Raw genomic sequence first — 11384 nt, forward strand, 5'->3', positions numbered from 1 at the left:
ATGACCGACGACATTGCTCAGCACTACCGCCATATTATTTCAGCAATTGGCGAAAACCCTGATCGCGAGGGGCTGCGCGACACGCCTAAAAGAGCTGCAAAAGCTATGCAGTTCTTGAATGCTGGTTATCAGCAATCGCTTGAAGAAATTGTCAATGGGGCGGTATTTGAGTCACAAACAGATGAAATGGTACTGGTAAAAGACATTGAGATGTACTCGATGTGTGAGCACCACCTGCTGCCATTTATTGGTAAATGTCATATTGCCTATCTTCCCAGCGGTAAAGTATTAGGTTTGTCAAAATTTGCCCGTATTGTTGATATGTACGCTAGGCGTATGCAAATTCAAGAAAATTTGACCCGTGAGATTGCTGAGGCAGTGCAGCAAGTGACCCAGTCAAGAGGTGTCGCAGTGGTGATTGAAGCACGCCATCTTTGCATGATGATGCGCGGTGTGGAAAAGCAAAATTCAAGTATGACGTCTTCTGTGATGTTGGGTGGTTTCCGCACTAACCAGGCGACAAGGCAGGAGTTTTTAACGCTTATCAGCTGAGGCGTTGGCAGAAAACCTTTGGCAGATTTCATCGCAAAGATTTGGTTAATTACGCGGTTTCGTCTTAGCATGAACAGGTCAATGAGCCCGTGAGGCCAAATTTTGGTCAGGAGTCTGTCATGGAAGCGCTGAAAGAAACACAGCTATATTGCCCGTTTGCCTATATTGATGGCAGTTGGGTTGCCGCCGACAGCGGCGAGCAAATTAATGTCTTAAACCCAGCTACGGGCGAGCCTGTTGGCGACATGCCCCGGCTGGGCAAGGCTGAAACTGAGCGTGCTATTGATGCAGCGGATGCTGCCTTACCCGCTTGGCGTGCTTTGACCGCTCAGGAACGAGCTGATCTGTTGCTGAAGTGGCATGATCTCATGCTGGAACATAAACATGATCTTGCTTTGCTTATGACCTATGAGCAAGGCAAGCCGGTAAAAGAGGCCGAAGGCGAAATTGTTTATGCCGCAAGCTTCTTGCGTTGGTTTGCAGAAGAGGCGCGTCGTGTCTACGGCGAGACGATTCCTGCCGCTAAAGCTAACCAGCGCATCGTGGTAACAAAGCAGCCAGTTGGGGTTGTGGGGGCTATTACTCCTTGGAATTTCCCAGCTGCCATGATTACCCGTAAAGCGGGTGCTGCGTTAGCAGCAGGTTGTACGATTGTTGTTAAGCCTGCTAGCCAAACGCCTTTTTCTGCCACTGCGCTTGCTATGTTGGCAGAAAGAGCAGGTATACCCCGTGGCGTATTCAATGTAGTCCCCGGCAGTGCGGCGGATATCGCTAAGGCGCTTACCCAATCTCCCAAAGTGCGCAAAATCACCTTTACAGGATCGACGGAAGTTGGGCGTAAGCTTATGGCCCAAGCGGCTGAGCATGTCCAAAAAATCTCTCTTGAGTTAGGGGGTAATGCGCCTTTCATCGTTTTTGAAGATGCAGACCTTGATGCCGCTGTTGAGGGTGCCATGGCGGCTAAGTTTCGTAATGCGGGCCAGACATGTGTCTGTACTAATCGGTTTTTGGTGCAGTCCAGTGTTATCAATGCTTTCTGTGAGAAGTTGGCAGTTGCTATGAATAGTGAGTTGTATGTGGGCAATGGCACCGAGCCCAACATCAACATTGGGCCGCTTATCGACAGTGACGCGGTCAAAAAGGTGAGTGAGCACGTGCAAGATGCAGTCGATAAAGGGGCTGAGCTGCTATTAGGTGGTCATCCGCACCCGTTGGGTGGAAACTTTTTTACACCCACATTGATCAGTTTTGCAACGGATAAAATGAAAGTTGCTCAGGAAGAAACGTTTGGGCCATTAGCAGCGGTCTTTCCCTTCGATGATGAGGAAACGGCCATTGAGATGGCTAATGACACCGAGTATGGCTTAGCCTCTTATTTCTATTCGCGAGATCTGGGTCGCGTCTGGCGTGTTGCTGATGCACTTGAGTACGGCATGGTAGGAGTTAATACCGGTCTTATTTCTAATGCAGCTGCCCCCTTTGGTGGCGTAAAAGCATCTGGCCTTGGGCGAGAAGGTGGGCATCAAGGCTTGGAAGAGTACCTTGAGACAAAATATCTATGCATTGATCTCGGTTAAGCGCAGGCACAATTACTACTAATAAATAGCATTACTAATAAATAGCGCTACTAATAAATAGCGCTATCAGCAAGCAGGCCCCCACCGGAAAACCAGTGGGGGCCTGCTTTTATGGCCAGATGATTAATGGCGGAAGTGGCGCATGCCCGTAAATACCATAGCAATGCCTGCTTCGTTAGCAGCATCAATCACTTCCTGGTCACGCATTGAACCGCCTGGCTGAATTACCGCGGTAATGCCTGCGGCTGCAGCGGCATCAATGCCATCACGGAAGGGGAAGAAGGCATCCGATGCCATTACTGAGCCAGGCACGGAAAGGCCCTCATCGGCTGCTTTAATACCTGCAATTTTGGCCGAGTAAACTCGACTCATTTGACCAGCGCCAACGCCAATGGTTTGCCCTTCTTTGGCATATACAATGGCGTTCGATTTAACAAATTTAGCGACTCTCCAAGCAAAGCCTAGATCACGCAGTTCTTGTTCTGACGGTGAGCGGTCGCTAACCACGGTCAGTTCTTCCCGCGTTACCATGCCCTGGTCACGCTCTTGTACTAACAGCCCACCGTTAACCCGTTTAAAGTCAAACGCTGGTTGTGCTTCGCCAGGCCAGTGGGCGCTGACATCAAGCAGGCGAACATTCTGTTTTTCTGCAATGATGGCAGCTGCCTCATCACTTACACCCGGGGCAATAATAACTTCTACAAACTGGCGGTCGATAATGGCACGGGCTGTTTCAGTATCCAGCGTTACGTTAAATGCAATAATGCCGCCAAAAGCACTCGTCGGATCGGTAGCAAAGGCTTTTTCATATGCCTCAAGCGCAGTAGTGCCAATGGCTACCCCGCAAGGATTGGCATGTTTCACGATCACACAAGCCGTTTCATCAAACGCTTTAACGCATTCAAATGCTGCGTCTGTATCAGCCACATTATTAAAAGAAAGTGGCTTGCCTTGTAGGGTTTTGGCTGTAGCAACACTTGGCTCGTTGGCCATTGGGTCTACGTAAAATGCTGCTTGCTGATGCGGGTTTTCACCGTATCGCATGTCCTGCTTTTTAGCTAATTGCAGGTTAAAGGTGCGGGCGAACGTTGAGTCTTCGCTGGTGACTTTGCGACCAAGATAATTGGCAATAGCACCATCATAACCAGCGGTGTGTTCAAACGCTTTTACTGCCAAATCAAAGCGGGTCGCAGCGCTTACTTGACCGTCTTGCGCTGCCAGCTCTCCTAACACTCGGGCATAGTCTTCAGCATTTACCACAATAGTGGTGTAGGCGTGATTTTTTGCGCATGCCCGCACCATGGTCGGTCCACCGATATCAATATTTTCAATGGCGTCTTCTAGGGTGCAGTCCGGGTTGGCAACGGTGGCGGCAAAGGGATAAAGATTAACCACCACCATGTCGATAGGGGTAATGTCGTTCTCGGCCATTACGGCATCATCCTGGCCGCGGCGCGCTAGAATACCGCCATGGATCTTCGGGTGCAGTGTTTTCACACGACCATCCATGATTTCGGGAAACCCGGTGTGCTCAGAAACTTCTTTAACAGGAATGGCATTTTCTTGAAGTAAACGGAAGGTGCCGCCAGTCGAGAGGAGTTCCACGCCGTGCTGGCTCAAACCGCGGGCGAATTCAACAATGCCAGTTTTATCGGATACGCTCAAAAGGGCGCGACGGACGGGGGTAGCAGTGCTATCAGCCATTAGAGTGCTCGTGTGCAGAGTCAAGGAGTTAACGTCGAAAATTACAAACAATAACGCCCCTTATGGGGCGTCACCTTCAATCAAGCCATATAGCTTAAGTTTTTTGCGCAATGTGCCACGATTTAAGCCTAATACATCCGCGGCACGGGTTTGGTTGCCCTCGGTGTGCTCCATTACACAGCTAAGTAACGGTGCTTCCACTTCGGCCATCACCATCGTGTAGAGATCGGTTGCCTGGCTGCCATCGAGATGCTCGAAGTAACGGCGTATTGCTGTCTCAACTGCTTCCCTTAATGGTTGCGGCGGGGCACTCGCGGCGGGGTCTGCGAGTGTCCCGGAAAGGCGGTGAGAGAGCTCGTTCGAAAGCAGGTCGCGTTCAGTCATGCAGCATGGCTTCCTTTGGCTAGCAGACGCCCTGCAGCGTCTTGCGTCATGGCATCATTAATCCAATCGAATTGTGATTCTGGTGTAGCAAGCGCATTAAATTGCTGCTTTAACAGATAATGTTGTTTTTCATTGAAGCGCGGATCTTCAGCTAAATACCACCCTAGATGTTTGCGTGCTATTCGCACCCCCATAGTCTCGCCATAAAAAGCGTGTAGAGCCCTTAAATGCGCTTCGAGAACCTGGCGCCGCTCACTAAGAGTAGGCGGTGCTAACAATTCCCCATGGGTAAGATAGTGTGTGATTTGCTGAAAGATCCACGGATTACCTTGCGCTCCACGACCAATCATTACTGCATCGGCGCCTGTATATGACAATACCTCTTTGGCTTTTTGTGGGCTGGTAATATCCCCATTAGCGACCACCGGGATTGTCAAACGCGATTTAATGTCGGCAATAGTGTCGTACTCAGCCCATCCAGTATAGCGCTGCTCTCGATGACGTCCATGTACTGCCAAGGCCTGAATGCCTGCTGATTCTGCAAGTTTAGCAATGCGTAAACCGTTGTTGGCGTCAGCAGACCAGCCAGTGCGAATTTTTAAAGTAACGGGTATATCAACGGCTTTTACAACAGCATCGAGAATCTCAGCGACTAGTGCTTCATCACGCATTAGGGCAGAGCCAGCGGCCTTATTGCAGACCTTTTTTGCCGGACAGCCCATGTTGATATCAATCACTTGAGCGCCAAGTTCTGCATTCAGGCGCGCAGCATTCGCCAGCATCTCAGCATCGCCCCCGGCAATTTGCACAACCCGTGGGTCGGGTTCACCTTCATGATCCATGCGTAGCTTGGATTTTCGGGTGTGCCAAAGAGAAGGATCGGCGGTGACCATTTCACCAACCACCCAGCCAGCCCCCAAACGTCGACAAAGTTGGCGAAATGGGCGGTCGGTAACGCCTGCCATCGGCGCCAAAATAACGTGGTTAGGTAACTGGTAAGGCCCAACCTTGGGTGGCTGAAAGTTTTGTGTGGTCATTATGCTGCGCTGTAGTACCGATAAACGTCGCCGAGTAGGCGTTTAGAGGGGGCGTATGATACGCCTACTCGGCGATGGGGTGAAGGCCGAAGGCTAGATTAAACGGGCCGGTAGCCTGATAGACGGACCCATCCTTCACGAATTGTGGGTTCTTCCATTATCAGACCCTGTAACTCGTAGGCCTGTAACACCTCATCTGCCTGGTTCGCTAAAATGCCAGATAGTGCTATCTGCCCGCCCGACGCTACATGACCTGCAATCATTGAGGCCAGTTCAACCAGTGGGCCTGCTAAAATATTGGCCGTGACGATCGGATATAGGCCGTTAGCTAACTGCTCAGGATAGTAGAGTGACAATTGCGCTTCGTTAATGTCATTCCGTGCGGCATTATCACGGCTTGCTTGTAGTGCCTGGGGGTCGATATCAGTACCATCCGCGCGAGTTGCCCCTAGCTTTAAAGCGGCAATAGCCAGGATGCCTGAGCCACACCCAACATCCAGAACGTGTTTATTTTCTAATCCACCGTTAACCGCCAAGCTATCTAGCCATTCCAAACAAAGCGCTGTCGTTGGGTGGGTGCCGGTGCCAAATGCCAGACCAGGGTCGAGTATCAGATTAACGGCATTTGCCTCTGGTGGTTCGTGCCAGCTAGGCACAATCCATAGTCGTTGTCCCATCCGTAGCGGTGTAAAATCATCCATCCACTCCCTTTCCCAATCTCGATCAGCTAATAGTTCATACTCAATCACTGGGCAGGGTTCGTCGGGCATTCGCTCAGACCAGGCTGCTCGAATACGTTCAAGCATGGCGTCGATTCCATCTAAGTCGTCATAGAGCCCTGTCAGAATAGTGTCCTGCCAAAGCGGTGTAGTACCCCGCTCAGGTTCGAAAACAGGATCATCGTGGGCATCTTGAAGGCCAATGGCTGTCGCACCTTCCTCTAACAGTAAATCTTCTAGCAGTTCGGCTTGTTCTGGAGCAACATGGGCTTTGAGTTGGAGCCAGGGCATCAGCAATCTCCACGGCGTAAGTGCATTCACGCAAAGGTAAAACAATAACGGGGTGGCTATGGCCACCCCGTTGAGTATTATCAGCTATCTATTCAGCGCTTTTACAGCTATTAATTTCTGATATTAGCTACTGAGTTTCTTTTCAAGATAGTGGATATTGACACCGCCTTGGCGGAAATAACTGTCCCTCACCAAGTCTTTTTGCAGATCAATGTTGGTTTTGATCCCCTCGACTAGAAGCTCATCTAGGGCATTGCGCATTCGCGTCAGCGCAATTTCCCGGTCTGCCCCCCAGGTAATCAGCTTGCCGATAAGTGAGTCGTAATGTGGCGGTACGGTGTAGCCAGTGTATAGGTGAGAATCCATACGCACTCCAAGACCACCTGGTGCATGGAACAGTGTGACTTTGCCCGGAGAAGGCATGAACGTACGTGCGTCTTCTGCGTTGATCCTGCACTCAAAGGCATGGCCGCTAATTTTTACGTCTTCCTGACGAATGGATAGCGGTAAGCCGGAGGCGATGCGCAGCTGCTCTTTGACAATATCAACACCGGTTACCATCTCGGTAACAGGGTGTTCTACCTGTACACGCGTGTTCATCTCTATAAAGAAGAAGTCGCCGTCTTCATAAAGAAATTCAAAAGTGCCCGCGCCACGATAGTTAATTTCGAGGCACGCTTGGCGACAGGCTTCTAATACCTTCGCACGCGCTTCTGGGTCAATACCAGGGGCAGGCGCTTCTTCCAATACTTTTTGGTGACGACGCTGCAACGAGCAGTCACGGTCATAAAGATGGATAGCATTGCCTTGGCCATCAGCGAGTACCTGGACTTCTACATGGCGGGGTTTTTCAAGGAATTTTTCCATGTAAACCGTGCCGTCGCCAAACGCTGAATGCGCCTCTGTCCGAGTAACCGTAATGGCTGAAAGCAGATGACCTTCCGTGTGCACCACCCGCATGCCGCGGCCACCACCACCGGCAGCGGCTTTGATAATAACCGGATAACCAATGCGGCGTGCAGTGGCTAGGTTAGTGGCATCATCATCTCCTAACGGACCATCCGAACCAGGCACGGTAGGAACGCCAGCTATCTTCATTGCTTCAATGGCGCTAACTTTATCCCCCATTAAGCGAATGGTTTCCGCACGTGGGCCAATAAAGGTAAAGCCAGAGCGCTCCACCTGTTCTGCAAAATTAGCGTTTTCTGAAAGAAAACCATAGCCAGGATGAATAGCGCTAGAATCCGTCACTTCGGCAGCGCTGATTAAGGCCGGAATGTTTAAGTACGACTGAGCTGAGGAGGCCGGGCCAATACATACCGCCTCGTCGGCTAAGCGAACATGCATTAACTCACGGTCAGCTTTGGAGTGAACCGCAACGGTTTTAATCCCTAGCTCTTTGCAGGCCCGAAGAATGCGAAGGGCAATCTCGCCGCGGTTTGCGATAAGTACCTTGTCCAGCATGGGAGTATCCACCCGTGTTGATTTGAAAGATTAAGCGATGACGATCATAGGCTGATCGAACTCTACCGGCTCGCCGTCTTCCACTAGGATGGCCTCAACCACGCCGTCGCGATCGGCTTCAATTTGGTTCATCATTTTCATTGCTTCAACGATACATACCGTATCGCCCTGCTTAACTGTATCGCCCACTTCCACAAACGATTTCGCGCCCGGAGCTGGGCTACGGTAGAACGTACCTACCATCGGTGAGTTAACGGCTTCACCTTGGTAGCTTACACCTTGTGGCTCTGCGTTAGCTGCAGGAGCAGTCGCCGGAGCAGGTGCCTGTTGCATAGGAGGCATATTATATTGAGGCATGGCTTGTGGCTGCCATGTTGCACCATTAGGGTGGCGGCTGATCCGGACAGATTCTTCACCTTCCTGAATTTCAATCTCACTAATATTTGATTCTTCGAGAAGCTCAATCAATTTTTTGACTTTACGAATATCCATACCTGTCGCCCCAAATGTGATGAAAGTTAATCGCAATGCTGTAAGGCGTGTGTTGCCAACAAGCATTGGCCGCTGCTCTAGCGCAGTAAACCTTGATTGAAAATGCAGAGAACGCTGCACGATGTTGAACGTTACCCGGTGCTAAGTCCTAAAAAATGAGGATTTTAGCTAATATGGCTGCGAAGTTTGCCGAAAAAGTACGGGCATGTCTAGTCGCGGCTAATAGATGCTTGTTCATCGCTGTTTAAACAACCGTTTGACGAAGATCGCGACACAAGGCTGCTATAGGCATCTGGTCAGCCTTGCTGCCAGCGCCGTAACGTTTGCAGATGTTGCGTCAACCCGGCAGCTGTAATTTCACCTTGAATACGTGCATCACGGACTTCTTCACCTTGGCTAAAAAAAAGTAAGCTTGGAGGCCCAAATAAGTTGAACCGGTTGAGCAGTTCCCGACTTTGAGCATCTGTATTCGTAACATCGACCTCAATTAGGTGAAAATCGTTCAGTGCGGCGACTACGTTTGGATCAGGAAAGACATCACGTTCCATCAATTTACAAGAGATGCACCAATCAGCCGTGAAGTTGACAAAGACAGGTTGTTGGGCGTTCGCGGCTTCAGAGAGTGCCGTTTCTAGCGCACTCAGTTCATCAACTTTCTGAAAAGCGAGTGTTGCCTGCGACGCTCCACTGACCGTTGAGGAACTTGATACCGACAAGGGGCGCAGTGGGTTGCTGCCGCCCTGGGCAGCGCCAATGACAAGAGCAACGCCCCATGCCAGTAACATCAATCCTAACGTTTGTCGTGCTTTAGGCCAGCCTTGGGGTTGATTCATATTTAAAGCCCCCAGCACCAGCGCGCTGCCTATCGCCAGCCCAGCCCAGAGTAATAGTGCTAGCGATGGTGGAACTAGACGCTCAATCATCCAAATGGCAACGCCCAATAGCAGTAATCCGAAAGCAATTTTGACCCCGTTCATCCAAGCGCCGGAGCGGGGTAGCAACGTTGCTCCAAAGGTGCCAACCAATAGTAGTGGTACCCCCATGCCTAAACCTAACGCAAATAAAACTGCGCCCCCCATAGCGGCGTCTCCCGTTGAGGAAATAAATACCAAGGCACCTGCAAGCGGAGCTGTTACACAAGGGGAAACTACTAATACTGATAGTGCACCTGCGATGGCTAAGCCTGCAGGGCCACTTTGCTGGGCACGTGCTTGCCAGCCATCAACTTTAGACGCTAGGCGTGGTGAAACCCGTAAATCAAACGCCCCAAACATAGCTAAGGCAAATAAGCTGAAGAGAACAGCAAAGGTAATCAGCACCGGTGCTGATTGCAGATGAGCCTGAAGATTTAAGCCTGCGCCAAACAGACCCATTAAAACACCGACTAGCGCATAGGTTGACGCCATGCCCAAAACATAGCTAGCCGAGAGTACAAACGCACGAGGCTTGGTTGGTTTTTGCCCAACCACAATAGACGATAAAATGGGGATCATCGGTAGCACGCAGGGTGTAAACGTTAGCCCCAAACCAGCGATAAAAAATAACCCTAATGCGAGAGGCAGGCTGGTATCGCTAAGTAACGCGCTAAAGCGGCTGTCTTCGCTTTGCGGCGCTGAAAATTCAGGGCTGTCATTTACCCCGGTGGCTTGTTTAGATGGTTGCGAATTGTTGCTTTGTTGCTCCGTGGATAAAGCTTGGTCTTCAGCCGACCAGTCTGCAAAGGCGTTAGGGGGTGACGACTCTGATGCTTCAAGCAAAATGGTTTCTGGGGGATAACAAAGCCCTGCATCAGCGCAACCCTGGAACGTCAATTCAATATCAATTGGGCCACTGTAGGAGGGTGAAAATGGAGTTTCAAAGACTAGTTTGTCACGAAAAATATAGACATCACCCATAAATTCATCATTGGTAAACGTCCCTTCAGGAAGCCGGGGATTATTCAGCGTCACGGCTTCCGTTTTGCTGCTAACGCTAAATTGGTGGCGGTACAAATAATAGTCGTCAGCAATATCGATACCAATATAAACGGCGTTGCCATCATGCCAAGCAGCGGGCTGGAATGCTTCCAAAACCGGCAAAAATTCGCTTTGATTACTGGAAGAAGAAAACCATTGGGCATGGGCTAGCAGGGGGAGCCAGCAGAGTAAAAGTAACAGGCTTAAACGCTTAAAAGACAACACGAAGTATCCTTACGCAGACGTATCGGGGAAATGTTGAAACAGCATATCCTACCTTAAGATAGCAGCGTAGATGCTGCGGTGACGTGACGCGCTTGTTCATGCTGCGTTAATGTTAAAACGTAACTTTTAGAATTTTAACGGCTAATAATAGAAAAGGCTGCCCGTAGGCAGCCTTTGATAGTGACTGGGGATGATAGTGACTGGGGATTGGCTTCATGGCCTAACCCAGTCGGTTACGCTTTTTGGTAAGCTGCGACTGATTTTTCAATTGCTTTGCGTGCTGCTTCAACACCTTCCCAAGATTCTACTTTTACCCATTTGCCTTTTTCGAGATCTTTATAGTTCTCGAAAAAGTGAGCGATCTGCTGACGCAGCAGTTCAGGAAGGTCTGTCACTTCTTGAACGTCATCGTACAGAGTGCTCAATTTGGGGTGAGGGACACAGACCAATTTTGCGTCTTCGCCTGCTTCGTCGGTCATGTTCAAAATGCCAACAGGGCGAGCACGGATAATGCTACCAGGAGCTACCGGGTGCGGGGTGACAACCAGCGCGTCCAATGGGTCACCATCATCGGCCAGGGTGTGTGGGATGAAGCCGTAGTTAGCCGGATAGAACATGGGGGTCGCCATGAAACGGTCAACTAGAAGAGCGCCCATGTCTTTGTCGATTTCATACTTAATCGGCGCGTGATTAGCGGGAATTTCGATCGCCACGTAAATGTCGTTGGGCAGATCCTTTCCAGCGGGGATGTTATCGAAGTTCATCGTCTATTCCTTGGCTTGGCTTATGTGCTTATGTAGTGCGATCACTAAGCAGTTGATGCATAGCAGTTGATGCATTGCATTAATGCGAAGAATTATACGAAGTTGGCTAGTGGATTACCAATGCGACATAGGTGTGTGCCACTAACAATGGTTGTTAATTTCAAAATACCCCTCGTTTTTCACCTTCGCGACGTTTGGCGGGCATCGTTTCTATTGTTCA

General features: G+C 50.1%; 10 protein-coding genes. 2 read left to right on the forward strand and 8 right to left on the reverse strand.

Annotated elements, in window-relative coordinates; translation table 11 throughout:
* Both folE and M0220_RS15865 read left to right on the forward strand, forming a co-directional pair.
* Entirely contained in the window at positions 1–552 is a 552-nt protein-coding gene (folE, locus tag M0220_RS15860; RefSeq protein ID WP_030072751.1) for a GTP cyclohydrolase I FolE, read from the forward strand.
* A 119-nt stretch (positions 553–671) separates the two neighbouring features.
* Positions 672–2129, forward strand: coding sequence for an NAD-dependent succinate-semialdehyde dehydrogenase (locus M0220_RS15865; protein WP_030072754.1), 1458 nt, complete (start codon positions 672–674; stop codon positions 2127–2129).
* A 123-nt stretch (positions 2130–2252) separates the two neighbouring features.
* Here the strand turns inward: M0220_RS15865 and purH are convergent, their stop codons facing one another.
* The 8 genes from purH to ppa all read right to left on the reverse strand — a co-directional run bounded on the left by purH (position 2253) and on the right by ppa (position 11164).
* Entirely contained in the window at positions 2253–3833 is a 1581-nt protein-coding gene (gene purH, locus M0220_RS15870; RefSeq protein WP_030072756.1) for a bifunctional phosphoribosylaminoimidazolecarboxamide formyltransferase/IMP cyclohydrolase, read from the reverse strand.
* A gap of 60 nt (positions 3834–3893) precedes the next feature.
* A complete protein-coding gene (gene fis / locus M0220_RS15875) occupies positions 3894–4217 on the reverse strand; it encodes a DNA-binding transcriptional regulator Fis (protein WP_030072758.1) in 324 nt (107 codons plus the stop codon).
* Complete coding sequence (gene dusB / locus M0220_RS15880) at positions 4214–5254, reverse strand: tRNA dihydrouridine synthase DusB (protein WP_084180449.1); 1041 nt, start codon at positions 5252–5254, stop codon at positions 4214–4216. The genes fis and dusB overlap by 4 nt, the downstream gene beginning before the upstream one ends.
* 98 nt (positions 5255–5352) lie before the next feature.
* Positions 5353–6264 (reverse strand): 50S ribosomal protein L11 methyltransferase, encoded by a 912-nt coding sequence (gene prmA, locus M0220_RS15885; protein WP_264018202.1) that lies wholly within the window; start codon positions 6262–6264, stop codon positions 5353–5355.
* A gap of 123 nt (positions 6265–6387) precedes the next feature.
* Positions 6388–7728 (reverse strand): acetyl-CoA carboxylase biotin carboxylase subunit, encoded by a 1341-nt coding sequence (accC, locus tag M0220_RS15890; protein WP_030072764.1) that lies wholly within the window; start codon positions 7726–7728, stop codon positions 6388–6390.
* 30 nt (positions 7729–7758) lie between these two features.
* Positions 7759–8220 (reverse strand): acetyl-CoA carboxylase biotin carboxyl carrier protein, encoded by a 462-nt coding sequence (accB, locus tag M0220_RS15895; protein ID WP_030072766.1) that lies wholly within the window; start codon positions 8218–8220, stop codon positions 7759–7761.
* A 296-nt stretch (positions 8221–8516) separates the two neighbouring features.
* Positions 8517–10400 carry a protein-disulfide reductase DsbD gene (gene dsbD, locus M0220_RS15900; RefSeq protein WP_264018203.1) on the reverse strand — a complete coding sequence of 628 codons (1884 nt, stop codon included), beginning with the start codon at positions 10398–10400 and terminating at the stop codon, positions 8517–8519.
* Between the two features lie 233 nt (positions 10401–10633).
* Positions 10634–11164, reverse strand: coding sequence for an inorganic diphosphatase (gene ppa, locus M0220_RS15905; RefSeq protein WP_009724723.1), 531 nt, complete (start codon positions 11162–11164; stop codon positions 10634–10636).
* Positions 11165–11384 lie beyond the last annotated feature (220 nt).

Source organism: Halomonas qinghailakensis (assembly GCF_025820815.1).
Lineage (GTDB): Bacteria > Pseudomonadota > Gammaproteobacteria > Pseudomonadales > Halomonadaceae > Vreelandella > Vreelandella qaidamensis.